The 24,631-nt window shown below is 70.8% G+C and carries 23 protein-coding genes and 1 pseudogene; 4 read left to right on the plus strand and 20 right to left on the minus strand.

The features are described from left to right. Positions 1–78 precede the first annotated feature (78 nt). The 11 genes from ACQP17_RS07420 to ACQP17_RS07470 form a co-directional block, all read right to left on the minus strand. A complete protein-coding gene (locus ACQP17_RS07420) occupies positions 79–2,895 on the minus strand; it encodes a DEAD/DEAH box helicase (protein ID WP_433855542.1) in 2,817 nt (938 codons plus the stop codon). Positions 2,896–3,125: 230 nt separating this feature from the next. Then, positions 3,126–4,091: a twin-arginine translocase subunit TatC gene (tatC, locus tag ACQP17_RS07425; protein WP_433855543.1), complete on the minus strand. Its 966-nt coding sequence runs from the start codon at positions 4,089–4,091 to the stop codon at positions 3,126–3,128. 63 nt (positions 4,092–4,154) lie between these two features. After that, complete coding sequence (gene tatA, locus ACQP17_RS07430) at positions 4,155–4,451, minus strand: Sec-independent protein translocase subunit TatA (RefSeq protein WP_189101385.1); 297 nt, start codon at positions 4,449–4,451, stop codon at positions 4,155–4,157. A 232-nt stretch (positions 4,452–4,683) separates the two neighbouring features. After that, positions 4,684–4,887, minus strand: a complete 204-nt coding sequence (locus ACQP17_RS07435; protein WP_364877864.1) for a hypothetical protein — start codon at positions 4,885–4,887, stop codon at positions 4,684–4,686. A 16-nt stretch (positions 4,888–4,903) separates the two neighbouring features. Beyond that, positions 4,904–5,164 carry a hypothetical protein gene (locus ACQP17_RS07440; protein WP_433855544.1) on the minus strand — a complete coding sequence of 87 codons (261 nt, stop codon included), beginning with the start codon at positions 5,162–5,164 and terminating at the stop codon, positions 4,904–4,906. A gap of 40 nt (positions 5,165–5,204) precedes the next feature. Further along, positions 5,205–6,155, minus strand: coding sequence for a helix-turn-helix transcriptional regulator (locus ACQP17_RS07445; protein WP_433855545.1), 951 nt, complete (start codon positions 6,153–6,155; stop codon positions 5,205–5,207). Positions 6,156–6,171: 16 nt separating this feature from the next. Beyond that, positions 6,172–7,140, minus strand: a complete 969-nt coding sequence (locus ACQP17_RS07450) for a helix-turn-helix transcriptional regulator (RefSeq protein ID WP_433855546.1) — start codon at positions 7,138–7,140, stop codon at positions 6,172–6,174. 139 nt (positions 7,141–7,279) lie between these two features. Next, positions 7,280–7,654 (minus strand): FKBP-type peptidyl-prolyl cis-trans isomerase, encoded by a 375-nt coding sequence (locus tag ACQP17_RS07455; RefSeq protein ID WP_018087767.1) that lies wholly within the window; start codon positions 7,652–7,654, stop codon positions 7,280–7,282. A gap of 68 nt (positions 7,655–7,722) precedes the next feature. Next, positions 7,723–8,712: an FKBP-type peptidyl-prolyl cis-trans isomerase gene (locus ACQP17_RS07460; protein WP_433855547.1), complete on the minus strand. Its 990-nt coding sequence runs from the start codon at positions 8,710–8,712 to the stop codon at positions 7,723–7,725. Positions 8,713–8,849: 137 nt separating this feature from the next. Beyond that, positions 8,850–10,211, minus strand: coding sequence for a Pup--protein ligase (gene pafA / locus ACQP17_RS07465; RefSeq protein WP_189101397.1), 1,362 nt, complete (start codon positions 10,209–10,211; stop codon positions 8,850–8,852). Between the two features lie 9 nt (positions 10,212–10,220). Beyond that, complete coding sequence (locus ACQP17_RS07470) at positions 10,221–11,480, minus strand: MFS transporter (protein WP_433855548.1); 1,260 nt, start codon at positions 11,478–11,480, stop codon at positions 10,221–10,223. Positions 11,481–11,600: 120 nt separating this feature from the next. Between ACQP17_RS07470 and ACQP17_RS07475 the strand changes: the two genes are divergently transcribed. Further along, positions 11,601–12,758 carry a LacI family DNA-binding transcriptional regulator gene (locus ACQP17_RS07475; RefSeq protein ID WP_433855549.1) on the plus strand — a complete coding sequence of 386 codons (1,158 nt, stop codon included), beginning with the start codon at positions 11,601–11,603 and terminating at the stop codon, positions 12,756–12,758. Positions 12,759–12,803: 45 nt separating this feature from the next. Here the strand turns inward: ACQP17_RS07475 and prcA are convergent, their stop codons facing one another. The 6 genes and pseudogenes from prcA to arc all read right to left on the minus strand — a co-directional run bounded on the left by prcA (position 12,804) and on the right by arc (position 18,909). Continuing rightward, the gene (gene prcA / locus ACQP17_RS07480; RefSeq protein ID WP_433855550.1) at positions 12,804–13,658 is read right to left on the minus strand and encodes a proteasome subunit alpha; all 855 of its coding nucleotides are present in this window, start codon (positions 13,656–13,658) and stop codon (positions 12,804–12,806) included. Positions 13,659–13,724: 66 nt separating this feature from the next. Then, the gene (gene prcB, locus ACQP17_RS07485; RefSeq protein ID WP_364878085.1) at positions 13,725–14,570 is read right to left on the minus strand and encodes a proteasome subunit beta; all 846 of its coding nucleotides are present in this window, start codon (positions 14,568–14,570) and stop codon (positions 13,725–13,727) included. A 96-nt stretch (positions 14,571–14,666) separates the two neighbouring features. Then, positions 14,667–14,861, minus strand: a pseudogene (locus tag ACQP17_RS07490) (hypothetical protein); the annotation flags it as partial. A gap of 83 nt (positions 14,862–14,944) precedes the next feature. Further along, a complete protein-coding gene (locus ACQP17_RS07495) occupies positions 14,945–15,163 on the minus strand; it encodes a ubiquitin-like protein Pup (RefSeq protein WP_433855551.1) in 219 nt (72 codons plus the stop codon). A gap of 189 nt (positions 15,164–15,352) precedes the next feature. After that, positions 15,353–16,864, minus strand: a complete 1,512-nt coding sequence (gene dop, locus ACQP17_RS07500) for a depupylase/deamidase Dop (protein ID WP_364994623.1) — start codon at positions 16,862–16,864, stop codon at positions 15,353–15,355. Positions 16,865–17,142: 278 nt separating this feature from the next. After that, complete coding sequence (gene arc, locus ACQP17_RS07505) at positions 17,143–18,909, minus strand: proteasome ATPase (protein ID WP_189101405.1); 1,767 nt, start codon at positions 18,907–18,909, stop codon at positions 17,143–17,145. Positions 18,910–19,158: 249 nt separating this feature from the next. On the opposite strand from arc, the gene ACQP17_RS07510 reads away from it, so the two are divergent. Then, positions 19,159–19,452, plus strand: a complete 294-nt coding sequence (locus ACQP17_RS07510; protein ID WP_433855552.1) for a ferredoxin — start codon at positions 19,159–19,161, stop codon at positions 19,450–19,452. Positions 19,453–19,497: 45 nt separating this feature from the next. On the opposite strand, the gene ACQP17_RS07515 is transcribed toward ACQP17_RS07510, so the two are convergent. The 3 genes from ACQP17_RS07515 to ACQP17_RS07525 all read right to left on the minus strand — a co-directional run bounded on the left by ACQP17_RS07515 (position 19,498) and on the right by ACQP17_RS07525 (position 22,610). Beyond that, positions 19,498–20,073: a hypothetical protein gene (locus ACQP17_RS07515; protein ID WP_433859844.1), complete on the minus strand. Its 576-nt coding sequence runs from the start codon at positions 20,071–20,073 to the stop codon at positions 19,498–19,500. A 261-nt stretch (positions 20,074–20,334) separates the two neighbouring features. Then, positions 20,335–21,261 (minus strand): tRNA (adenine-N1)-methyltransferase, encoded by a 927-nt coding sequence (locus ACQP17_RS07520; protein WP_433855553.1) that lies wholly within the window; start codon positions 21,259–21,261, stop codon positions 20,335–20,337. A gap of 89 nt (positions 21,262–21,350) precedes the next feature. After that, entirely contained in the window at positions 21,351–22,610 is a 1,260-nt protein-coding gene (locus ACQP17_RS07525) for a site-2 protease family protein (protein ID WP_433855554.1), read from the minus strand. Positions 22,611–22,785: 175 nt separating this feature from the next. On the opposite strand from ACQP17_RS07525, the gene ACQP17_RS07530 reads away from it, so the two are divergent. Beyond that, complete coding sequence (locus tag ACQP17_RS07530) at positions 22,786–23,835, plus strand: RecB family exonuclease (protein WP_433855555.1); 1,050 nt, start codon at positions 22,786–22,788, stop codon at positions 23,833–23,835. Positions 23,836–23,904: 69 nt separating this feature from the next. Further along, positions 23,905–24,576, plus strand: coding sequence for a response regulator (locus ACQP17_RS07535; RefSeq protein ID WP_433855556.1), 672 nt, complete (start codon positions 23,905–23,907; stop codon positions 24,574–24,576). Positions 24,577–24,631 lie beyond the last annotated feature (55 nt).

The following is a 24,631-nucleotide window of genomic DNA, read 5'->3' on the forward strand; positions in this document are numbered from 1 at the left end:
GCGCCCCCCCGTGCAGGGGGACGCGCCCCCCCGTGCAGGGGGACGCGGCGCCGTGAACGGACCCGGAGGGCCGTACGCTCAGCCGACCGACGAATAGGCCACCACGCCGCGCAGCACCCCGTCCATGGCGCGGCGGGCCGTGCGCGAGACCGTGCCCTCGGGCGGGGCCGCCGCGGCGATCTGCCCCAGCACGTCGAGCAGCTGCTTGCACCAGCGGACGAAGTCGCCGGCGGGCATCTCCGCCTCACGGAGCACCTCGTCGAGCGCGAAGCCGGAGGCCCAGCGGTACGCGGCCCAGGCGAAGCCCAGATCGGGTTCGCGCTGGCCGACGCCCTCGGCCTGGTTGATCCGGTGGTCCTCCTCCAGGGCGTCGAGTCGGCCCCAGATGCGGACCATCTCGCCCAGGGCGTCCCGCGCCTTGCCGGCCGGCAGCTTGGGTGCCACCGCGTCGTCGGCCTGGCGCGCCTCGTACACCAGCGCCGAGGCGCAGGCCGCCAGCTCCGCCGGGCCCAGCCCTTCCCAGACGCCCTCGCGCAGACACTCGCTCGCCAGCAGGTCCAGTTCGCCGTAGAGCCGGGCCAGCCGTCGGCCCTCGTCGGTGACGCTGTCCCCTTCGAGGTAGTCCAGCTCGGTGAGCAGGGCGCAGATCCGGTCGAAGGTGCGGGCGATGGTGTTCGTCCGACCCTCGATACGGCGCTCCAACTGGCGGGTGTCGCACAGCAGTCGGTGATAGCGCTCCGCCCAGCGGGCGTGGTCCTCGCGCTCGTCGCAGCCGTGGCAGGGGTGCGCGCGCAGGGCCGTCCGCAGCCGGGAGATCTCCCGGTCGTCGGCCGCCACCGAGCGGGGCTTGCGGTGCCGCGACGGGACGAGATGGCCGGCCTTGGTGCGCAGCGCGGACGCCAGATCGCGGCGCGACTGCGGACTGCGGGCGTTGAACGACTTGGGGATGCGCATCCGGTCCAGCGCCTCGACCGGCACCGGGAAGTCGATCGAGGCCAGCCGCTTGACCTGCCGCTCGGCGGTCAGCACCAGCGGCCGCGGACCGTCCTGCGCGTCGAAGCCGCGGTGGCCGTTCGTCCGCCCCGAGGGCATCCCGGGGTCGAGCACCAGGGCCAGGCCCGCGAACTTGCCGGTCGGCACATGGATGACGTCACCGGGCTTGAGCTTCTCCAGTGCCGCCGCGGCCGCCACCCGCCGCTGGGCCGCGCCCTGCCGGGCCAGCTCGGTCTCACGGTCCTTCAGCTCCCGCCGCAGCCGGGAGTACTCCTCGAAGTCGCCGAGGTGACAGGTCATCGAGCCGCGGTAGCCCGTGAGCCCCTCCTCGTTCTTCTGCACCTGCCGCGAGATCCCGACCACCGACTTGTCGGCCTGGAACTGCGCGAAGGACATCTCCAGCAGCTCTCGCGAACGGTGCCGGCCGAACTGCGAGACGAGATTGACCGCCATGTTGTACGACGGCTTGAAGGAGGACCGCAGCGGATAGGTACGCGTCCCGGCGAGCCCGGCGACGGCCCCCGGATCCATGCCGCGCTGCCACAGCACGACCGCATGGCCCTCGATGTCGATGCCGCGGCGCCCGGCCCGGCCGGTCAGCTGGGTGTACTCGCCGGGGGTGATGTCGGCGTGCTGCTCGCCGTTCCACTTCACCAGCTTCTCCAACACCACCGACCGCGCGGGCATGTTGATGCCCAGCGCCAGCGTTTCGGTGGCGAAGACGGCCTTGACCAGGCCCTTGACGAACAGCTCCTCGACGACCTCCTTGAACGTCGGCAGCATGCCGGCGTGATGCGCCGCGATGCCCCGCTCCAGGGCCTCCAGCCACTCGAAGTAGCCCAGCACATGGAGGTCGTCGTCCGCGATCCCGGCCGTCCGTGCCTCGACTATGCGGCGGACCTCCGCACGGCCCTCCTGGTCGTTGAGCCGCAGGCCCGAATACAGGCACTGCTGGACGGCGGCCTCGCAGCCGGCACGGCTGAAGATGAAGGTGATGGCGGGCAGCAGGCCCTCGTTGTCGAGGCGGTCGATGACCTCGGGACGGCTCGGCGTCCAGATCCGCGACCGCTGGCGCCGCTCGCGCTCGCGGTCCGCCTCGCGCAGGGTGCGGCCCCGGCGCTTGTCCCGGCCGAACGTCGGCCGGGAGTTCTCCATCCGCGCCAGCCGCTCCAGATCCGGGTTGACCGCGCGGCGGCTGCCGCTCTGCCCCTCCCGCTCCTCGAACAGGTCGTAGATGCGGCGGCCCGCGAGGACGTGCTGCCACAGCGGGACCGGACGGTGCTCGGAGACGATCACCTCGGTGTCCCCGCGGACGGTGTCCAGCCAGTCGCCGAACTCCTCGGCGTTGGAGACCGTCGCCGACAGCGACACCAGGGTCACCGAGTCGGGGAGATGGATGATCACCTCCTCCCAGACGGCGCCCCGGAAGCGGTCGGAGAGGTAGTGCACCTCGTCCATCACCACATAGCCGAGGCCGGTCAGCGAGCGGGAGCCGGCGTAGAGCATGTTGCGCAGCACCTCGGTGGTCATCACGACCACCGGGGCTTCGGAGTTGACGCTGTTGTCGCCGGTCAGCAGACCGACCTTGTCGGCGCCGTAACGCTTGACCAGATCCTGGAACTTCTGGTTGGACAGCGCCTTGATGGGTGTGGTGTAGAAGCATTTGCGGCCCTGCTCCAGGGCCAGGTGGACGGCGAATTCGCCGACGATCGTCTTGCCGGATCCAGTGGGGGCCGCGACCAGCACGCCCTTGCCGGCCTCCAGGGCCTCGCACGCCTCGATCTGGAACGGATCCAGGCCGAAGTCGTACATCTCTCGGAAAGGGGCGAGTGCGGTGGCCTGCTCGGCCGCCCGGAGCTTGGCGGCGGCATAGCGCTCAGCAGGGGACATGTCCTCGGTCATCGTGTCCACGAGCCTACCGGCCACCTCTGACAACGACCCGATCTTTATGGCCTCCCTTTACCGGGCGAGCCCGCGGCGCCTGTGCGCCGGCCGCGATCCGCCGGGCCGCACCGGAACGCCGGCGGCCCCCGTACGCACCGCGCACGGGGGCCGCCGGGGGCCGGCCCGACTCACACCGGGTAACGGCCCTTCACACCAGGTCACTGAAGGTCGCGACCGGTCACCTCGGGTCAGGTCACGTCGTCGTAGCCGCCGGGCCGCCGCGGCCCGTCGTCGGAGCGGTCGCCGCCGGCCTGTTCGGGCAGCATCCGCCCGGAGGCGACCGGCTCGGCCTCCCCCAGCGCGGACGGCGTCAGATCCAGCTCCGAGGCCTCGTCGTCGTCCAGTCCGGCGTCCGGGTTGCCCAGCTTGCGGCGGCGGTCGTTGAACAGACAGATGCCGGCGGCACCGAAGTACAGCACCACGATCGGCGCGGCCAGCAGACTCATGGTCAGCGGGTCACCGGTCGGGGTGGCGATGGCCGAGAAGATCGTGATGCCCAGCACCATGAACCGCCACCAGCTCATGATCCGGCGGCCCGTCACCACACCGCCGAAGTTGAGCAGCACCAGGAGCAGCGGCAGTTCGAAGGCGAGGCCGAAGACCACGACCATGCGCGTGACGATGTCGAAGAACTCGTCGGCCGGGAAGAGGTTGGCCCAGTCGTCGGGGGTCAGTCCGACCAGGGCGCCCGCGGTGGTCGGCAGCACCGCGTAGGCGAGGTAGGCGCCGCCGAGGAAGAGCGGGACGCCGGCGCCGACGAAGCTCAGCGCGTACTTCTTCTCGTGCCGGTGCAGGCCCGGCGCGAGGAAGGCCCAGAGCTGGTAGAGCCAGATCGGGCTGGCGCCGACGACACCGACCGTGAGGGACAGCTTGAGCAGAATGGTGAAGGGCGCCAGCAGACCGTTGGCGGTGACCTCCGCACAGGGGTGGCTGCGCGGTCCGGTGGTCGCGGTGCCGCTGGGGCAACCGACGGCGTCGATCACCGGCCCCGTGATGAAGTGGGCGATCGCGTCGTACTGCCACATCGCCACCGCGGTGATCACGCAGACGGCGAGCACCGACTTCAGCAGCCGGTTGCGCAGCTCACGCAGATGCGCGGCAAGGGGCATCCGCCCCTCGGGGTCCTTCTCCTGCTTGCGGGCAGACTTGGGCAACCCACGTCCTCGTCTCGTGCATCAGCCCTTGCCGGCCGGACCGGCCGACGGGATCGGTTCGGGTCAGCTCTGCTTGGTGGTGTGCTGCGGCTCGGCCACGGGGCGCGAGCTGTTCACATCACCGGGAGCCGCCTGGATCGTACGAGGGGCCTGCTGGGCACCGTCGGAGGCCTCGGAGGAACCGGCACCGGCACCGCCCTCGGTCTCGCCCTCCTTCTTCATGGCCTTGGCCTCGCTCTTGAGGATGCGGGCCGACTTGCCGAGCGAACGCGCCATGTCCGGAAGCTTCTTCGCGCCGAACAGCAGCACGATCACGACGAGGATCAGAATGATCTCGGAGGGCCTCAGGTTGCTGAGCATGTGCGACTACCTTCTCGCCGGGGCGGCGTCTGCTGTGGTGCCTGCCGATAGGGTCGGACTGGCGTCCTGGTGCTCACTCGATCGTAACGTTCGGTGGTGAACGCCGGGCAATGCCCGTGCGTCGTCCCGATTGCCTCGACCGCCGCTCTGTACGCACCGCGAATCAGCGTACCCCTCCGGCCGCCGGGGCAGCAGGGCGCCGCCGCTCCCGGCGACGTCCCGCGTCCCGCGGTCAGTCCCGGCCGGCCCCGGACACCCGGGAGGCGAGCGGCGTCGCCGCCCGCTCCAGGTCCTCGGCGGCCCGCTGGATCCGCTCGGAGGACGCCCCGACCTGACGGGCCAGCCGCCGCACCTCGGCGAAGACGCGGACGGCCAGGACGCCGAGCACGGCGATCCCGGCGAAGCCGAGGGCGATTGCGATCATGGGCCAGAGCATGCGGCGAGCCTACCGGTCAGCCCGTGTGCAGCCGCAGCGTGCGTACCCCGCCGCCGGTGAGCAGCTCGATGATCCGCTCGCCGGCCGGCTTGCGCACCGCGTGCCGGCAGTCGGGGCAGGTGAAGGAGTAGAAGGTGGTGCGGCTGCTGGCGCCGATCGCCAGCCGGAAGGAGTCGGAGGCCAGCTCGAAGCGGCCGCGGCAGTCCGGACAGGCGGCCTTGAAGAGCACCGGGGCGGCCAGGCCCGCCAGGCCGGCGGCCGTCTTGGGCATCGTCATCCCTCGCTGCCTCCTGCTTCGTCCCGCGGCGGTGCGGGGCTCACTCGCCGTACGCCGCGAGCGCCTGGTCGGCGGCCTGCCGAGCGCTGTCCGCGAGGGCCTGCGGCGCCACGATGCGGCCGTCCCGCCCCAGCCGCAGCGCCAGCCGCCGCAGCGAGGCCGGGTCGGGGGTGCGCAGGGTGATCCGCAGACCGCCGTCGGCGAGCTCCTCGGCGCTGTCGTGCGGGTAGTACTCGGCGACCCAGCGGCCGCCGGGCCCGACCTCGATGCAGACCTCGGGGTCCTCGGCCGCGGGCTGCACCAGGCCCTCCGACAGATCGCGCAGCTCGACCGGCGGCGGGTCGGCCGGCGCGTCCAGCAGCTTGATCTCGGCGACCCGGTCGAGCCGGAAGGTGCGGCGGGCTTCCGAGAGCCGGCACCAGGCCTCCATATAGGTGTGCCCGACGGCGAACAGCCGGATCGGGTCGACCTCGCGCTCGGTCAGCTCGTCACGCGCCGGTGAATAGTAGCGCAGCCACAGCCGGCGCCGCTCGGCGATGGCGCGGTCGACGTCGGCGAAGACGCCGCCCTCGGACTCGAAGGTCACCGAGAGCCGGGAGCTGGCGCCGGCCGCCTCACCGGCCGCCGCCTCCAGCTTGGCGGTGGCGCGCAGCAGCGCCTGGCGGTCGCCCTCGCGCAGTCCGGGCAGGGTGGCCACCGCCCGGGCCGCGACCAGCAGCGCGGTCGCCTCGTCGGCGGCCAGCCGCAGCGGCTCGGCGACGTCGTCGGGGTTGTGCCACCAGATGCGGTCGCCGTCGGTGTCGATGTCCAGGAGGTCGCCGCCGCGGAAGCTCGTCCCGCACATCGGCAGGACGTCGAGGTCGGCGATCAGCTCGTCCTCGGTGATGCCGAAGGCCCGGGCGACGTCCCCGACGCGGGCGCCGGGGCGCTCGCGCAGATAGGTCACCAGGGACAGCATCCGGCGGGTCTGGTCGATCGCGTTCGTCGCCATGGGTCTCGTATCCCTCTCAGCCCTTGGCCACGGCACGCAGCCGGTCGATGACCTCGGCGCGCAGTTCCGCGGGTTCCAGTACGACCACGTCGGGCCCGAACTCCACCAGCCAGGCGTCGAGTCCGTGGCCGCTTGGGATCTCCAGCTCGTCCCAGCCGTCGCCCAGCGCGTGGACGGTGAGCGCCCGGGCGCGCAGCGGATAGCCGTGCTCGGCACGGAGCTTGATGCGGGCGGTGCCGGTGGCGGTCTCCCCCGCCCAGCTCTCGACGGTCTCGCGGACGGTGACGTGATCGGGCACCGGAGCGGTGAACTTCCCTTGCCGGGAACGGACCTTGCCGGTGATGCGGGAGAGCCGGAAGACCCGCTCCGCCGCGCGCTCGCGGTCCCAGCCGGCGACGTACCAATGGCCCCGCCAGCACTCCAGGATCCAGGGTTCGACCTGCCGCTGCTCGGGGTGGGCCGCGGTGGACTTGCGGTAGTCGAAGACGACCGGCCGGCGGTCGCGGCAGGCCAGCATCAGCGGCTCGAACGCCGCCTCGTGGGCGGGGATCCGCGGCTCCAGCGCGCTGTGCGGCTGTCCGGCGTCGAGGTCCGCGCCCTCGCCGGCCAGCGGCATCCCGGCCGCCCGCAACTTCTGCAGCGCGCCGGAGGCGGCACCGGCCAGCCGGGCCTGCTGCCAGATCTTCGCGGCGAGCCCGAGGGCGGCGGCCTCCTCGGCGTCCAGCGTGATCGGGGGCAGGCGGTTGCTGTCGCGCCGGGCGAGGTAGCCGATGTCGCCGTCGATGCCCTCGACGGTCTCGATGACCAGTCCGAGTTCCCGCAGATCGTCCTTGTCCCGCTCGAACATGCGGTTGAACGAGTCGTCGTTGCCGGCCTCGATGTAGGCCTCGATGGACGACCTGAGCTCACGCTTGGTCAGCGGGCGTCGCGTCCCCAGCAGGCACAGCGCCAGGTTCATCAGCCGCTCGGCCTTGGCAATGGCCATCGACGCCCTTTCTCGTTGAACTCCCGATCGTTGACCGTACCGCTCGGCGTCGTCAGGGCAAAAGCCGAGGGCCCGTGCCATCGCGGCACGGGCCCTGGGATGCGTCAGCCGTGGCCCCTAGGGGCGGCCGGCAGTGGTCTCAGACCGAGACCAGGTCGCAGACGAAGATCAGCGTCTCGCCCGGGGCGATCCGGCCGCCGCCGGCGCCGCGGTCGCCGTAGGCGAGGTGCGCGGGGATGGTCAGCCGGCGGCGGCCGCCGACCTTCATGCCCTGCACGCCCTGGTCCCAGCCGGCGATGACCTGGCCGGCGCCCAGCTGGAACTGCAGCGGCTTGCCGCGGTTCCAGCTCGCGTCGAACTCCTCGCCGGTGCTGAAGGACACGCCGACGTAGTGGACGGAGACGGTGTCCCCGGCCTTGGCGACCGGCCCGTCGCCCTCCGTCAGGTCCACGATCTCGAGCTCGGTGGGAGCCGGGCCCTCAGGAAAGTCGATCTCGGGCTTGTCGATGCTCACGGATGTGCTCCTACTTACGAATCTTTACGATTACCGGGCCAGTCTTGCAGATCTTGCCGGTGCCGCTGTCAGACCGTGCCGACGATGTCGACCGAGAAGACCAGGGTGTTCTTGTCCAGCCCGCTCTGCGGGTTGCCGCCGTAGGCCAGCTTCGGCGGGATCACGATCTCGACCCGGTCACCGACGTGCTTGCCCACCAGTGCCTTGTCCCAGCCCGGGACGACCTGGCCGGCACCGATCTGGAACGCGGTCGCGCCACCGTGGTCCCAGGAGGAGTCGAACTTCTTGCCGTCCTCCCACTTCACACCGGTGTACTGCGCGATCAGGCCCTGGCCGGCCTTCACCTCGGGCCCCTTGCCCTTGATCAGGACCTGCTGCTTGAGGTCCTTGGGCGCCTTCTCCCCCTTGGGCACGGTGATCTTCGCGGCCTTCGCGCCCTCGGCCGTCACCTCGGGCATCCCGCTCTCCGGAGCCGCCTGCTCGCCCTCGGCCTTCGCCTTCTTGTCGACCTTCTTGGCGCCGACGACATCGAGGACCCACACCAGGCCGTCGGTCGGCTTGATGCCGATCTTCGGGTTCAGGCCCGCGCCGATCAACGCCTTGGCGGTGCCCTCGACCTCGACGCGGCTGCCGACCTTCTGCCCGGCGACCGCGGCCAGCACCTTCGGCGGGAGCTGCTGCTGCTGAACCTGGTCGTTGATCTCGGTGACGATCTGCGGACGCGGGCCACCGGGCTTGGCGCCCGGCTGCGGCGTCCAGCTGCTGCCGAGGTTCTGGCCCTTCATCGACTGTCCCGAGTAGTCCAGCCGGACCAGGTCACCCTTGTTGACGGTGGCGCCCTTGCCCTCGCTGAGGGTCTTGGTGACGACCTTGTCGGCCGGTTTGGCGCCCTTGGGCACCGTGATCTTGGGCTTCGCCCCTGCCTTGCCATCGACCTTGACGACCGCGTCGCCCGCCGAGCCCTTGCCGTCGTCGTTCCCGCAGGCGGCGGTGAACAGCAGGACGGGCACGGTCAGCGCCGCCGCGGCGGCGCGGCAGGTGTTCTTCGTGAGGTTCATCAGTCCAACTCGGGCTCGTGGGGAAATGGGCAATGCCCGCCACTCTACGACCTGTGTCGCCGGGCACCTCCCGGCACAACAGAGCAATGTGCCGGGAGCCGCGAGGGCTCCCGGCACACCTCCGCATTCCCCGCGGGTCACATACCGGCGATCAGCTTTTCCACCCGGTCGTCGACGGACCGGAAGGGGTCCTTGCACAGGACCGTGCGCTGCGCCTGGTCATTGAGCTTGAGATGCACCCAGTCGACCGTGAAATCACGGCGTTGCTCCTGGGCACGGCGGATGAAGTCGCCGCGCAGCCGTGCGCGGGTGGTCTGCGGGGGCACCGACTTGCCCTCGAAGATCTTCAGGTCGTTGCAGATCCGCGCGGCCTGTCCCTTCCGCTCCAGGAGGTAGTAGAGCCCCCGGCGGCGGTGGATGTCGTGGTACGCGAGGTCTATCTGCGCCACCCGTGGGTGGGACATGGTGATGTTGTTCTTTGTCCGGTACCGCTCGATGAGCTGATGTTTCATCACCCAGTCGATCTCGGTGGAGATGCGGTCCAGCTCCTGGTCCCGGATCGCCTCCAGCGTCCGGCCCCACAGCTCCAGCACCTGCTCGACGATGCCCGTGCGGATGCCGCGGCGGTCGACGAAGTCCACGGCCTTGTCGTAGTACTCCTGCTGGACCTCCAGCGCCGAGGCCTCGCGCCCGCTGGCCAGCCGCACCTTGCGCTGCCCCGTGATGTCGTGACTGACCTCACGGATGGCCCGGATCGGGTTCTCCAGCGTCAGATCGCGCATCACCGTGCCCGCCTCGATCATGCGCAGCACGAGATCGGTGGCACCGACCTTCAGCATCATGGTCGTCTCGGACATGTTGGAGTCACCGACGATGACATGCAGCCGCCGGTAGCGCTCGGCGTCGGCGTGCGGTTCGTCGCGCGTGTTGATGATCGGCCGGGACCGCGTCGTCGCCGAGGAGACGCCCTCCCAGATGTGCTCCGCGCGCTGGCTGACGCAGTAGACGGCGCCCCTGGGGGTCTGCAGCACCTTGCCCGCGCCGCACAGCAGCTGACGGGTGACCAGGAACGGGATGAGGATGTCCGCGAGCCGGGAGAACTCACCATGACGGGCGACGAGATAATTCTCGTGACATCCGTAGGAGTTCCCCGCCGAATCGGTGTTGTTCTTGAAGAGATAGACGTCGCCCGCGATTCCCTCCTCGTGCAGGCGGCGCTCGGCGTCGACGAGCAGGCCTTCGAGAATGCGCTCGCCGGCCTTGTCGTGCGTGACCAGCTCGGTCACGTTGTCGCACTCGGGAGTTGCGTATTCCGGGTGCGAACCCACGTCCAAGTACAGGCGGGCGCCGTTCCGCAGGAAGACATTGCTGCTGCGGCCCCATGACACGACACGGCGGAAGAGGTAGCGCGCCACTTCGTCAGGCGACAGTCGGCGCTGTCCCCTGAACGTGCACGTGACGCCGTACTCGTTCTCCAGCCCGAAAATGCGGCGGTCCATGACTGAACATTACGCCTGACGGCCTGCTCTGAAACCGGGTTCGGCCGCCCCGTTTCGATCATTTTCCGTCGTGTGCGTATCAGCTGTGGGCTGGACGGGATCTCCGAGGAATCGCTTCGTCGACAAAAGGACCAGCACGGCGGCGAGTCCGCCGGCCGCGGCCACCGTGAATCCCGCCACCGCGCCGCCGCGCTCGACCGACGGCCCCACCACCGAGGCCCCCATGGCCGAACCGACCCCGAAGGTCGTCACCAGCCACGAAAACGCCTCCGTCACGGTGCCCTTGGGCGCATGCCGGTCCACGACCACGAACGCGCAGGCCAGCGCCGGCGCCAGAAACACCCCGGCGACCCCGGTGAGCAGCGTCATCCCGACGACACCCGGCACCAGCACCAGCGGCAGATAGCCCAGTGCCAGCATGCCGATCAGCAGTCGCAGCCGCCCCTCCGGCCGCCCCGGCCACTCGCGGGCGCCGTAGACCACCCCGCCGACCAGCGCGCCGGCCCCCAGCGCGGAGAGCAGCCAACTGGAGATCATCCCGCCGCCGTGCTCATCGGCGTACGCCACCGCCGCGACCGCGATCGACCCCAGCGCCAGCCCCACGAAGAAGAACGCTCCGATCAGCACCAGCAGGCCCTTGGAGCGCAGGGCCCCCAGCCAGTGCGCCTCGCGGGGGCCGCTGCGCCACTGCCGGGACGGCTCCGAGACCACGACGGAGAGCGCGCCGAGCACCCCGATCAGGTTGATCACCAGCAGCGCGCCCCGCTCCGACCAGACCGCCACACACAGCGTCACCAGCAACGGGCCCACCGCGAACATGACTTCCTGCGCGACCGCGTCCAGCGCGTAGGCGGCGTGCACCCGGTCCGCGCGCCGCAGGACGCCGGGCCACAGCGCCCGCAGACCACCCTCCAGGGGCGGGGTGAAGAAACCGGCGATCACCATGGCTGCGTAGGCCATCCAGAGCACGTCCAGGCCGACGGCGGTGAGCAGCGCCGCGCCGAGCGCCGAGACGACCGAGGCGGGCAGCATCACCCGCGGCTGGCCCCAGAGGTCCACCGCCCGGCCGAGCAGCGGCTGGCCGACGGCGTTGCACAGTCCGTATACGGCGGAGAGCGCGCCGGCCAGGGCGTAGCTGCCGCCCTCGGCCCGTACGAAGAGGACCACCGCCAGCGCCGCGGTGGCGTTCGGCAGCCGCCCGGCCAGCGTCCCCGCCAGGAGCCGGGCCGCGTGCCGGGTTCTGAGCAGCTCCGCATATCCCGAGGCCATCCCCGCCCCTTTCGGTCCGGCCCGGCCGGACGTGATACGTATAACTTCCGGGGTTATACGTATCATGACGGCACTCCGCGGTCCACCCGCGGCGGCCGCACACAAGGAGCGAAACAGCCGGTGACCAGCGACGAGGCCCCCACACCGCCCGGTGCGAGCACCGCTCCCCGCGCGCTCGGATCCGCCCGGGCAGGGGAGGCCCCCGCCGGAGCGGCCGGCGCCGCGCACCCCGGCAGCCGGGCCACCGCCCGCACCACCAGCCGGGACGTCGCCCGCCTCGCCGGCGTCTCGCAGGCCGCGGTCTCCCTCGTACTGGGCGACAAGTGGCACGGCAGGGTCTCCCCCGGCAAGGCCGAGGCCGTCCGCGACGCCGCCCGCACGCTGGGCTACCGCCCCAACCTCGCCGCCCGCAACCTGCGCATGGGCCGCACCCGCACCGCGCTCCTCGTCGTCCCCGCCCTGACCACCGAGTTCTTCGCCCGCGTCTACACCGGCGCGGCCCGGGTCGCCGCCGAGCACGGCTTCGGTGTGGTCCTCTACCCCTCCCCCGAGGGCATCGGCCCGGCCCGCGACCCCTTCGACTCCGCCGCGGCCACCCTCGACGGCGTGATCGCCTCGTCCATGGCGGCCGACGCCCTCACCACCCTGCGCGACGCCGGCCTGCCGCTGGTCATGCTCGACAGTGACCCCGGCGACCGGCGGGCCACCGCCACCGTCAACCTCGACATCGCCGACGGGGTACGGCAGCTGACCACCCATCTGGTCGCCCTCGGGCACCGCCGCATGACCCATCTCGCGGCCGCGGTGGGCTCCTGGACCTTCGAGGTCCGCTCCCGGGCGCTCACCGAAGCCCTCCACGACGTCCCCGGGGCACAACTGCGGCGCGAGCCGGCCGCCCTGGACATCGACGCCGGGCTGCGGGCCGCCCACGCCGCCCTGACCGGCCCCGGCCCCCGCCCCACGGCCCTGCTCTGCGACGACGACATCATCGCCGCGGGCGCCTGCAAGGCGGTGCGCCGGCTCGGGCTGCGGATCCCCGAGGACGTCTCCGTCACCGGATTCGACGATCTGGCCCTGGCGGTCGCCGTCGAGCCGGAGCTGACGACCGTACGGCTGCCGGCCGAGGAGTTCGGCGAGGCCGGGATGCGGGCCCTGATGGCGGTGCTCGACGGCCACCCGGCGCCGGCCCCCGCGCTGCCGGTGGAACTGGTCACCCGCGGCTCCACCGCCCCGCCCGCAGACGCCCCCGGCAACGCCGCGCGCCCCGGCGGGGGGTGACCCACCGGGGCGCGCGATCCGGATATCGGCCCGGAAAACCGTGTCTCAGAGCAGCGGGCCGGACTCCCCCTCGGAGTCGTCCTTGCCGCCGGCCTTCCCGCCCTTGGCGCCCTTGTCGGACGCCCCGGACTCCCCGGCACCGGTGTCCGCGTCCACCTCCGCGCCGACGGGGTCCCCGGCGTCTGCGGCGTCCCCGGTGGCGTGCTCGTCCAGCAGCCGGGAGAGCTGCCGGCCCAGGATCCGCTTGAACTTGCGCTGCTGCGGCCGCGTACGGTCCAGCGTCGCGACCTCCAGCTGCTCGGCGGTCAGGGTGCGCTCACCGCCGTTGTTGTCCCTCGACAGCGACTCCACCGCGAGCTTGAGCGCCTCGGCCAGCGTCATACCGTCGCGGTGGCGCTGGTCGAGATAGCTGCTGATCTGGTCGGCGTTGCCGCCCACCGCCACCGAACCGTGCTCGTCCACGATCGAGCCGTCGTGCGGCAGCCGGTAGATCTGGTCGTCCTCGGGGGCGCTGCCCACCTCGGCCACGATCAGCTCGACCTCGTAGGGCTTCTCGGCGGCGCTGGAGAAGATCGTGCCGAGCGTCTGGGCGTAGACGTTCGCCAGCCCGCGCGCGGTCACGTCCTCACGGTCGTACGTATAGCCCCGCAGATCCGCGTAGCGCACACCGCCGATCCGCAGATTCTCGAACTCGTTGTATTTGCCGACCGCCGCGAAGGCGATGCGGTCATAGATCTCGCTGACCTTGTGCAGGGCGCGGGAGGGATTCTCGGCGACGAAGACCACGCCGTCGGTGTACTGCAGCACCACGACGCTGCGTCCGCGCGCGATGCCCTTGCGGGCGTACTCGGCGCGGTCGGCCATGGCCTGCTGGGGTGAGACATAGAACGGCGTCGACACCGGCTATCCGTCCCTTCCTGTCAAAAGCTCTCTCACTGGCGAATGCATAGCGGACCATCCGTCCCGTCAGAGCAGCGCCGCGCGCGGGCCGTCGGGCTGTTCCAGGCGGCGTTCGTACACGGAACGGGCGATCTCCGCGACCTCCGTCTCGGCCAGCCTGCGGAAGCCGTCCTCGGTGATCACCGTGACGATGGGGTAGATCCGCCGCGCCATATCGGGCCCGCCCGTCGCCGAGTCGTCGTCCGCGGCGTCGTAGAGCGCCTGGACGACGGCCGTGGCCGCCTGATCCTCCGTGAAGTCTTCCTTGAAGAGCTTCTTGAGGGCACTGCGCGCGAACACCGAGCCGGAGCCCGTCGCCGCGAAACCGTGCTCCTCCGAGCGCCCGCCGGTCACGTCGTACGAGAAGATGCGGCCCTTCTCGCGGTCGAGGTCGAAGCCCGCGAACAACGGCACCACGGCCAGGCCCTGCATGGCCATGCCGAGGTTGCTGCGGATCATCGTCGACAGCCGGTTCGCCTTGCCCTCCAGGGAGAGTTGGGCGCCCTCGACCTTCTCGAAATGCTCCAGCTCCAGCTGGAAGAGCTTGACCATCTCCACCGCGAGGCCCGCCGTGCCCGCGATACCGACCGCCGAATACTCGTCGGCCGGGAATACCTTCTCGATGTCCCGCTGCGCGATGACATTGCCCATCGTCGCCCGCCGGTCACCGGCGAGCACCACGCCCCCCGGGAACGCCGCGGCCACGATCGTCGTGCCGTGCGGCGCCTCGATGGCACCCTGCACCGGCGGCAACGGGCGGCTGCCCGGCAGCAGATCGGGCGAGTGCGCACCGAGAAAGTCCATGAACGACGAGGAGCCGGGCGTCAGGAAGGCAGCTGGTAGACGCCCGATGCTTCGAGTGTTGGCTTCCACACGTTTCCTTCCGGATATGCGATGGCCCTGCGCGGATGCGCCGGGGTCATCCCTCAACTTGCCGAGTGCCGAGTTGCAGTTGAAGCACAGTACGACTCGGACCTTACCCGCCCCGTGGCCGTGATCCACATGTTGCGGACCGGGCGAAAGGCCGATCGGGCGGACGCCGGACCGCTCGGTGCACACCGCGGCCCGCCCGTCCGCGGCGCCTTCGTGGCGGCGGATGACCTCACCGCCGTGGGTGCCCCGTGCGGGAGACCCCCGGGGCCCGTGCGGTCTCCCGCACGGCACCCCGGGAGCCCTACGAGGAGCCGGCCGGCACCCGCGCCTGCGGGCACCGGCCGCCGTCCCCGGGCGGCCGGTCCGGGCAGCCCTTACTCTCCGCCCTTTTGCACGAAGGAGCGCACGAAGTCCTCTGCGTTCTCCTCCAGGACGTCGTCGATCTCGTCCAGGACGGAATCCACGTCGTCCGACAACTTCTCCTGGCGTTCCTTGAGGTCGTCCGTGGCCTGCGCGTCCTCGGTCTGTTCCTCGACCTCTTCGGTGGAACGCGTGGCCTTGGCCTGTCCGCCGCCGCTGTCCTTGGTCGCCATGTCCCTCACCCCGCTCGGTTCGCCCCGCTCGATGTGACCTTCAAGATCCGACCCTACAAGCAGGGTCCGACATCGGCCCTGCACTTGCTGCAACGCCCGGGAGTCACCTCGATGATTCCCGCACCGCGGCGCTTTCAGCCCCGGATCGGCTGTGGATCGCCGGGAATTTTGTCGTGCCCCTGTCGTGGTTCAGCGGCCGGAAAGCGTCCTCACCAGCTCTTCTGCGGTGCGGCAGCGGTCCAGGAGCTCCTTGACGTGCTTCCGGGTCCCCCGCAGCGGCTCCAGCGTGGGAACCCGTTGCAGGGAGTCACGACCGGGCAGGTCGAAGATGACCGAGTCCCAGGAGGCGGCCGCGACGTCGTCCGCGTACTGCTCCAGGCAGCGCCCGCGGAAATACGCCCTGGTGTCCTCCGGGGGCTTCTGCTCGGCCCGCTCGACCGTGGGCTCGTCCAGCAGCCGTTTCATCTTGCCGCGGGCCGCCAGACGGTTGTACAGGCCCTTGTCCGGACGTACGTCGGCGTACTGCAGGTCGATGAGGTGCAGACGGGCGGCGTCCCAGTCCAGGCCGTCGCGGCGGCGGTAGCCCTCCATCAGCTCGCGCTTCGCGACCCAGTCCAGCTCGCCGGACAGGCTCATCGGATCGTTCTCCAGCCGGCCGAGCACGTCCTCCCACCTGGTCAGGACGTCCTTGGTCTGCTCGTCCGCATCCGCTCCGTAACGGTCCTCGACGTATTTGCGGGCCAGCTCGAAGTACTCCATCTGGAGCTGTACGCCCGTCAGGGTGCGGCCGCTGCGGAGCGTGATCAGATGTTGCAGGCTGGGGTCGTGCGAGACCTGGTGCAGGGTGCGGACGGGCTGGTCGACGGCCAGGTCGACGGCGATGAAGCCGTCCTCGATCATGGACAGCACCAGTGAGGTGGTGCCCAGCTTCAGATACGTCGAGATCTCGGAGAGGTTCGCGTCCCCGATGATGACGTGGAGCCGGCGGTACTTCTCGGCGTCCGCGTGCGGCTCGTCGCGGGTGTTGATGATGGGCCGCTTGAGGGTCGTCTCGAGGCCGACCTCCACCTCGAAGTAGTCGGCGCGCTGGCTGAGCTGGAAGCCGTGCTCGTGGCCGTCCTGGCCGATGCCGACCCGGCCGGCGCCGGTGATCACCTGACGGGACACGAAGAACGGCGTCAGATGCCGCACGATGTCCGAGAACGGGGTCTCCCGCTTCATCAGGTAGTTCTCATGGGTGCCGTAGGAGGCGCCCTTGTTGTCGGTGTTGTTCTTGTAGAGGTGGATGGGCTGGGCGCCGGGGACCTGGCCGGCCCGTTCGGCGGCCTCGGCCATGATCCGCTCGCCGGCCTTGTCCCACAGCACGGCGTCCCGCGGATTGGTGACCTCCGGGGCGCTGTACTCCGGGTGGGCGTGGTCGACGTAGAGCCGGGCACCGTTGGTGAGGATCACATTGGCCAGGCCGATGTCCTCGTCGGTGAGCTGGCTGGAGTCGGCGTTCTCCCGTGCGAGGTCGAAGCCGCGGGCGTCCCGCAGCGGGTTCTCCTCCTCGAAGTCCCAGCGGGCACGGCGTGCCCGGTGCATCGCGGCCGCGTAGGCGTTGACGACCTGGGATGAGGTGAGCATGGCATTGGCGTTCGGGTGGCCGGGGACGGAGATCCCGTACTCCGTCTCGATTCCCATTACTCGCCGTACGGTCATGCGGCCCTCCTAGCCCGGCGGCGCCCCTGGATGGGGGCGGCGCTCAAGTACCGCTGTGCCTCCGGTCCCTGTGCGTGCCCCACGCCCGCACAGCGTGACGTAGCGGTAGTACCGAAGAGCCTAGAACGCCTTAGCGGCGCTGGGGAGATCATTACAGTCATTGCTCCAGTCCGGTTTTCCCTGATCCATCGCGCTCTTTCGGGGGCGGTTCCGGTGCTCCCGGAAATGCGTCCGGCTGCGGACGCCCCGTGCAGGACATCCGCAGCCGGAGAGCGGTGTTACAGGTATTGGCCGGTATTCGCCACCGTGTCGATGGAGCGGCCGGTGTCGGCGCCCTGCTTTCCGGTGACCAGCGTGCGGATGTATACGATCCGCTCGCCCTTCTTTCCGGAGATCCGGGCCCAGTCGTCCGGGTTGGTGGTGTTGGGCAGGTCCTCGTTCTCCTTGAACTCGTCCACGCAGGCCTGGAGGAGATGGGAGACCCGAAGGCCCTTCTGATTGTGTTCGAGGAAGGCCTTGATGGCCATCTTCTTCGCGCGTCCCACGATGTTTTCGATCATCGCACCGGAGTTGAAGTCCTTGAAATAGAGGACTTCCTTGTCACCATTGGCGTAGGTGACCTCCAGGAAGCGATTCTCCTCGGATTCCGCGTACATCTGCTCGACCACGGACTGGATCATCCCGCTGACCGCGGCCTTCCGCGATTCGCCGTGTTCGGCGAGGTCGTCGGAGTGCAGCGGCAGCCTTTCCGTGAGGTACTTCGAGAAGATGTCCTTGGCGGCCTCCGCGTCCGGACGCTCGATCTTGATCTTCACGTCGAGACGGCCGGGGCGCAGGATGGCCGGGTCGATCATGTCCTCACGGTTCGAGGCACCGATCACGATCACGTTTTCCAGGCCCTCGACGCCGTCGATCTCGGAGAGCAGCTGCGGGACGATGGTGTTCTCCACGTCCGAGCTGACGCCGGATCCACGGGTGCGGAAGAGGGAGTCCATCTCGTCGAAGAAGACGATGACGGGGGTGCCCTCGCTCGCCTTCTCTCTGGCGCGCTGGAAGACCAGCCGGATGTGCCGTTCCGTCTCGCCGACGTACTTGTTGAGCAGCTCGGGGCCCTTGATGTTGAGGAAGAAGCTCTTCCCCGCGGGCTGCCCGGTCACCTCGGCGACCTTCTTGGCAAGGGAGTTGGCGACCGCCTTGGCGATGAGGGTCTTGCCGCATCCGGGCGGGCCGTAGAGCAAGACGCCCTTGGGCGGGCGGAGTTCGTGCTCCTTGAAGAGGTCGGGGTAGAGGTACGGAAGCTCGACCGCGTCCCGGATCAGCTCGATCTGGCCGCCCAGACCACCGATCTTGGTGTAGTCGATGTCCGGGACCTCTTCGAGGACGAGTTCCTCGACCTCGCTCTTCGGGATGACCTCGTAGACGTAGCCGGAGCGGGGCTCGAGGAGCAGGGCGTCGCCGGGGCGGATGGTGATGTCCAGCAGCGGCTCGGCGAGCCTGACCACCCGCTCCTCGTCGGTGTGGCCGATCACCAGCGCCCGCTCGCCGTCCTCGAGGATCTCCTTGAGGGTGACGATGTCGCCGGCGCTCTCGAACTCCATGGCCTCGACCACGTTGAGCGCTTCGTTGAGCATGACCTCCTGGCCGCGCCGGAGGTCCTCGGTCTCCACGCTCGGGCTGACATTGACCCGGAGTTTTCTGCCTCCGGTGAAAATGTCGACCGTGTCGTCCTCATTCGTCTGCAGGAAGACACCGAAGCCGGCCGGCGGCTGCGCGAGCCGGTCGACCTCCTCCTTGAGCGCGACGATCTGGTCGCGGGCCTCGCGGAGAGTATTGGCGAGACGCTCGTTCTGTGCCGAGACGCCGGCCAGGTTGGTCTGCAACTCGACGATCCGCTCTTCGAGAATCCTCGTGTGCCGCGGAGAGTCGGCGAGCTTGCGTCGCAGGACGGCGATCTCCTGCTCGAGATAGGCAACCTGGCCGGCGGGATCTTCAGACCCCCGCCCCGGCCGGATGCCGCGGTTGATGTCGTCGTCGTGGGCTGCCACGGTCCTCACCTCCTCCAAGGAGCTGGACGCTTCCTGACCCTACCTGGGCCGGTGCAGGTTGAAACCCCTAGATCGAAAAGACTGTCGGGGCGTGTCCGATCTTCACCCTTGCGCACGTCCTCACGCCAAGGGAATACCCACCCAACAACATCGGAAAGCGAGCGGTTGTATCGTCGAGTCGGTCAACACCCGTCAGGGCTGGCGCCACTTAGACAAAAACGGTTCACGTACGCAGGGACGGCAGACGAGATGACCGCGCAGGACGAAGCCCCAGAGCTGGAAGTATGGATCGATCAGGATCTGTGCACCGGGGACGGCATCTGTGCGCAGTACGCGCCGGAGGTCTTCGAGCTCGACATCGACGGGCTGGCCTATGTGAAGAGCCCCGACGACGAGCTGCTCCAGGACGAGGGGGCGACCACGCCCGTCCCGCTGAGACTGCTCGCCGACGTGCGGGACTCGGCGAAGGAGTGCCCCGGGGACTGCATCCACGTCCGCCGGGTCAGCGACCGCGTCGAGGTCTACGGCCCGGACGCGGAGTAGCCGGCGGGGCGCGGAACGCGTCCGCCGGCCACATCATGTGACAGATCACGCACGCGCGGTGCCCAGGGCGGCGGGGAGTTCGCTCTGGACGAACTTGCCGCCCTTCCATTGCCACTTGAGCCCCTTGTGCACGTCCGGGCAGCAGCGGGGCACGTCGAGGGTGGAGTAGCCCAGGAACGCCGCCGAGATCGCGCCATCCCTGATCGCGAGGGTTTGGACCGTGAGCTGCCGGGCGGGGGCCACCAGGGTCGCCACGACCCGGGGTGCCGCGCCTGCCCTGGCCGGCCGGGCCAGGACATAGACGCCGGTGGGCGGGGTGCCGGTCCCGCTGTGGCAGCGGACGGCGGCGACCGTCTCGGTCGTCCCGTCGCCGTCGAGGTCGGCGGAGGCCTTCTTCACCACGTCGAGGCGGTTGGGGCCGCAGTCGACCGGGAAGCCGGCTCGGGCCGGATCGGGGGCCGCGGCGGGGGGCCGGCCGCCGGCGGCGTCGTGGGAGGTCGTGGCCGTGGCGTCGGCGGGCTGGAGGAGGGAAGCGGCCGCGACGACCGCCGAAATGGCGGTGGCGGTGGCGAGCCAGTGCATGGGGCGCGGCTGGGTGTGCAAGAGGTCCTGGCCTGCCATGGGCTGCACGCGGGGTAACTCCTGTGAGGTGCTGTGGCGGTGGGAGTGTGCTGCATCGTTCCACAGGAGGGGGCACCAAGGAACCGGCCGGACGGGAGTTTTCCGTGCCGATCCGAGGGAGTTTTCCGGGCGGATCCCGGACCGGTCCCGGGGAGGAATCGCCACGGCGCCGCCGACGGGTGCCCGTACGGGAACTCGTCGGCGGCGCCGGAGGATTCGGTGGCCGGATCCGCGCGGTCGGCCGGGGCGCGGTGGTGCCGGTCAGCCGCGCTCGGCGGTGGTGTCGCCGGCGGCCGCCGCCCGGTCCTTGCCCGGTCCTGCGTAGTCCTCGCCGTAGGCGCCCTTGGCGGGGCGGCGGCGGCGCAGCGGGGGCTCGACGCCGTCGGCGAGGCGGCGGGCGGTGAGCAGGAAGCCGGTGTGGCCGATCATCCGGTGGTCGGGGCGGACCGCGAGGCCCTCTACGTGCCAGGTGCGGACCATGGTCTCCCAGGCCGACGGCTCGTTGAAGGTGCCGTGTTCGCGGATCGCCTCGACCGTGCGGGCCATCTGCGTCGTCGTCGCGACGTAGGCGCAGAGGATGCCGCCGGGGACCAGGGCCTTGGAGACGGCCTCCAGGCACTCCCAGGGGGCGAGCATGTCGAGGATGACGCGGTCGACGTCGGTGTCGGAGAGGTTGTCCTGGAGGTCACCGACGGTCAGCGTCCACGCGGGGTGCGGGCCGCCGAAGTAGCGCTCGACGTTCTGGGTGGCGATCTCGGCGAAGTCGGCACGGCGCTCGTAGGAGTGCAGCATGCCGTCGTCGCCGATGGCGCGCAGCAGGAAGCTGCTGAGCGAGCCGGAGCCCACACCCGCCTCGACGACGCGGGCGCCGGGGAAGATGTCGGCCATCGCCAGGATCTGCCCCGCGTCCTTGGGGTAGACCACGGCGGCACCGCGGGGCATGGACAGGACGTAGTCGGGGAGCAGCGGGCGCAGCGCGAGGTAGGCGACGTTCCCGGTGGTACGGACAACACTGCCCTCGGGAGCACCGATCAGCTCGTCGTGGGGGAAGGCTCCCTTGTGGGTGTGGAAGCTTTTTCCCTCTTCGAGCGTGAAGGTGTAGTGGCGTCCCTTGGGGTCGGTGAGCTGGACCTGGTCCCCGACCTTGAAAGGCCCGCGACGGCGGGCGGCACCGGTCGGTTCGGACATGTGACCAGCCTACCGGGCCGTGGGTGCGCCGAGGACCAGTGGGCGGCCGCCGGGCGGCCCGGGGGACGGCGGGCGGGCCGCGGCGGGGGTCAGGGGCGGCGGGCCATGGCGGAGACGAAGGCCCGCTCGACGTCGGCGGTGGACAGCACCCCGTAGATCTCGCCGGTCTCCTCGACGACGAGGTACTCGGTGGCGGGGGTGGCGCGCAGGTACTCCAGCAGATCCTCGCCGGCGAGTTCGGCGGAGACCCGCATCCCCTCGCGGAGATCCTGGGCGAGGGTGCCCACCGTGACCCAGGGGCGGCGGTGGTCGGGGACGCCGACGATGGCGGCCTCGCGCACGAGGGCGGTGGGCCGGCCCTGGCGGTCGACGACGACCAGGGCGCGGGCGCCGGAGTCGTTGGCCCGGCGGAGCCCTTCGGACAGCGGGGTGTCGGCCTCGACGGGGACGGCCCGCCGGGTCAGGGTGCGGGCGGTGAGGTCGGGGAGGCGTTCGCGCAGCCGGGCCATGCGCAGGCTGTTGCCGGCGCCGGTCCAGATGATGGCGGCGAGGATCGCGGCGAGCAGGGCGTCGGTGAGCGAGTCGGCGCCGCCGATCTCGGGGCGGGCGGTGCCCAGGGCGCCGGTGTGGGTGAGCAGCGGCAGGCCGATCAGGACGGTCACGGCGAGCGCGCGGCCGACCCAGGCGGCGGCGACGGTGCCGCTCATGGGGCGTCCGGTGATCTTCCAGACGACGGCGCGCAGCATCCGGCCGCCGTCCAGCGGGAGGCCGGGCAGCAGGTTGAAGACCGCGACGATGAGGTTGGAGAGCATCAGGCCGGCGAGCAGCACGCCGGGGACCGTGTCCGGTTCGACCAGGGTCATCCCGGCGTAGAAGAGGCCGGCGAGGACGAGCGAGAGCAGCGGGCCGACGAAGGCCAGGACGAACTCCCGGCCGGGCGTCTCGGTCTCCTTCTCGATCTCCGAGACACCGCCGAAGAACTGGAGCTGGATGCGGCGTACGGGCAGCTTGAAGCGGAGTGCGGCGACGGTGTGCGCCAGCTCGTGGACGAGCACCGAGGCGTAGAAGGCGACGGCGAAGAAGAGCGAGACGAGGTAGCGGGCGGCGCCGAGCTCGGGCAGCACCCGCTCCAGCTGGCCGCCGAAGACCCAGGTGATCAGGGCGGCGACGAGGAACCAGCTGGGGGCCACGTACACGGGCACGCCGAAGGGACGGCCCATCAGGATGCCGCCTCCGCTGCCCTTCCTGCCCGGCGCGGGTGCCTTGGGCGGGTCAGGCTGCTCGGGCGGTTCGGGCGGCTGAGGCCGCACGGACTCCTGGGGGTCCTGCGACTTCCCGCTCTGGTCCACGGCGTCCCCTCATCGACTACGGCATTCGCCCCGTCCGGCCTGGTGTCTCGATCATCCAGGGCGAAAGGGTCCAGCGTCGATGGTATGCGGAGTGCCCCGGCCCGACCTGCTGCGGGGCCCTTGCGGCTACCGCGGCGTCACGGGCTGTCAGTGGCGGGCCGTAGGGTTTTGCGGCATGGGATGGAGTGCGGAGCAGACCGAGGCGGTCACGCGGGGCGAACCCGGCGGGCCGGGGACGGACACCGCCGGGGCGGGGACCGGGGAGGCCGGGGCGGCGGCGGAGGCTGCCGGGCCGCAGCCGCAGACCGCCGGGGACGGGGCCGGGAGCAGGGAGGGGCCGCGGGCGCCGGTGGCGCTGTCGCCGTCGCGGGCCGGCGATTTCATGCAGTGTCCGCTGCTCTACCGCTTCCGGGTGATCGACCGGCTGCCGGAGAAGCCGAGCCCGGCGGCGACGCGCGGCACGGTCGTCCATGCGGTGCTGGAGCGGCTCTTCGACGCTCCGGCGGCGGAGCGCACGGCGGCCGGGGCGCGGGCGATGGTGCCCGGCGAGTGGGAGAAGCTGCTCGTCAAGCGGCCGGAGCTGGCCGGACTGTTCGCGGACGCCACCTCGGACGACACCGGCGCCGGCCCGTCGGACGACGCCGCGGGCGAGCGGTTGGCGACCTGGCTGGCCGAGGCCGAGGCGCTGGTGGAGCGGTGGTTCACGCTGGAGGATCCGACGCGTCTGGAGCCGGCCGACCGTGAGCTGTATGTGGAGACGGTGCTGGAGTCGGGGCTGCGGCTGAGGGGGTTCATCGACCGGGTGGACGTCGCGCCGACCGGCGAGGTGCGGATCGTCGACTACAAGACCGGCAAGGCGCCGCGCCCGCAGTTCGCCGAGGGCGCGCTGTTCCAGATGAAGTTCTACGCCCTGGTGATGTGGCGGCTGCGCGGGGTGGTGCCGCGGCGGCTCCAGCTGGTCTATCTGGGCAGCGGCGATGTGGTGACCTACGACCCGGGCGAGGCCGACCTGCGGGGCGTGGAGCGGAAGTTGCTGGCGCTGTGGGAGGCGATCCAGCGGGCGACGGCGACGGGCGACTGGCGGCCGCGGCCGACCAAGCTGTGCGGCTGGTGCGACCACCAGGCGCACTGCCCCGAATTCGGCGGCACTCCCCCGGTGTACCCCCTGGAGGTGCGCCCGCCGGACGGCCCGGTGGTGCCGCAGGGCAGAATGGAACAGATCTAGTGAGCCCGCTCGCGGTGCTCGCGACCCGTTTCGCGAGTGCCCCGGCGGGGGCCTGACGAAGGAGAGCTCGTGGCCATCCGCGTCCTGCTGGTCGACGACCAGCCCCTGCTGCGTACGGGATTCCGGATGATTCTGGAGGCGGAGCAGGATCTGGCGGTGGTCGGAGAGGCCGGTGACGGCCTGCAGGCGCTGGAGCAGGTGCGGGCGCTGCAGCCGGACGTGGTGCTCATGGACATCCGGATGCCCCGGATGGACGGGGTCGAGGCGACCCGCCAGATCACCGGCCCGGCGAAGGACGGCCCGGCCAAGGTCCTGGTGCTGACCACGTTCGATCTGGACGAGTACGTCGTCGAGGCGCTGCGCGCGGGCGCCAGCGGCTTTCTGCTCAAGGACGCGCCGGCCGATGAGCTGGTCCAGGCGATCCGGGTGGTGGCGGGGGGCGAGGCGATGCTCGCGCCGAGCATCACCCGCCGGCTGCTGGACAAGTACGCGGGCCATCTGCCGTCGGGCGAGGAGGCGGTGCCGGACACCCTGCACACCCTCACCGAGCGTGAGGTGGAGGTGCTGAAGCTGGTGGCGCGCGGGCTGTCGAACGCGGAGATCGCGGCCGATCTGTTCGTGAGCGAGACCACCGTCAAGACGCATGTGGGGCATGTGCTGACGAAGCTGGGGCTGCGCGACCGGGTGCAGGCGGCGGTCTACGCGTACGAGAGCGGGCTGGTGCGGCCCGGCGCGCAGTAGCGGCCACGGCCCGCAGACATGGCGGCGGGGCCGGTCCGGGAGTTCCCGGACCGGC

It is taken from the genome of Streptomyces kronopolitis (assembly GCF_050953795.1).
GTDB classification, from domain to species: Bacteria; Actinomycetota; Actinomycetes; order Streptomycetales; family Streptomycetaceae; genus Streptomyces; species Streptomyces kronopolitis_A.

Coding starts and splice junctions, on each gene's coding strand:
- ACQP17_RS07420 (WP_433855542.1), bottom strand. CDS start 2,895: ATGACCGAGGACATGTCCCCTGCTGAGCGCTATGCCGCCGCCAAGCTC.
- tatA (WP_189101385.1), bottom strand. CDS start 4,451: ATGCTCAGCAACCTGAGGCCCTCCGAGATCATTCTGATCCTCGTCGTG.
- ACQP17_RS07435 (WP_364877864.1), bottom strand. CDS start 4,887: ATGCTCTGGCCCATGATCGCAATCGCCCTCGGCTTCGCCGGGATCGCC.
- ACQP17_RS07440 (WP_433855544.1), bottom strand. CDS start 5,164: ATGACGATGCCCAAGACGGCCGCCGGCCTGGCGGGCCTGGCCGCCCCG.
- ACQP17_RS07445 (WP_433855545.1), bottom strand. CDS start 6,155: ATGGCGACGAACGCGATCGACCAGACCCGCCGGATGCTGTCCCTGGTG.
- ACQP17_RS07450 (WP_433855546.1), bottom strand. CDS start 7,140: ATGGCCATTGCCAAGGCCGAGCGGCTGATGAACCTGGCGCTGTGCCTG.
- ACQP17_RS07460 (WP_433855547.1), bottom strand. CDS start 8,712: ATGAACCTCACGAAGAACACCTGCCGCGCCGCCGCGGCGGCGCTGACC.
- pafA (WP_189101397.1), bottom strand. CDS start 10,211: ATGGACCGCCGCATTTTCGGGCTGGAGAACGAGTACGGCGTCACGTGC.
- ACQP17_RS07470 (WP_433855548.1), bottom strand. CDS start 11,480: ATGGCCTCGGGATATGCGGAGCTGCTCAGAACCCGGCACGCGGCCCGG.
- ACQP17_RS07495 (WP_433855551.1), bottom strand. CDS start 15,163: ATGGCGACCAAGGACAGCGGCGGCGGACAGGCCAAGGCCACGCGTTCC.
- dop (WP_364994623.1), bottom strand. CDS start 16,864: ATGACCGTACGGCGAGTAATGGGAATCGAGACGGAGTACGGGATCTCC.
- ACQP17_RS07510 (WP_433855552.1), top strand. CDS start 19,159: ATGACCGCGCAGGACGAAGCCCCAGAGCTGGAAGTATGGATCGATCAG.
- ACQP17_RS07515 (WP_433859844.1), bottom strand. CDS start 20,073: ATGGCAGGCCAGGACCTCTTGCACACCCAGCCGCGCCCCATGCACTGG.
- ACQP17_RS07520 (WP_433855553.1), bottom strand. CDS start 21,261: ATGTCCGAACCGACCGGTGCCGCCCGCCGTCGCGGGCCTTTCAAGGTC.
- ACQP17_RS07530 (WP_433855555.1), top strand. CDS start 22,786: ATGGGATGGAGTGCGGAGCAGACCGAGGCGGTCACGCGGGGCGAACCC.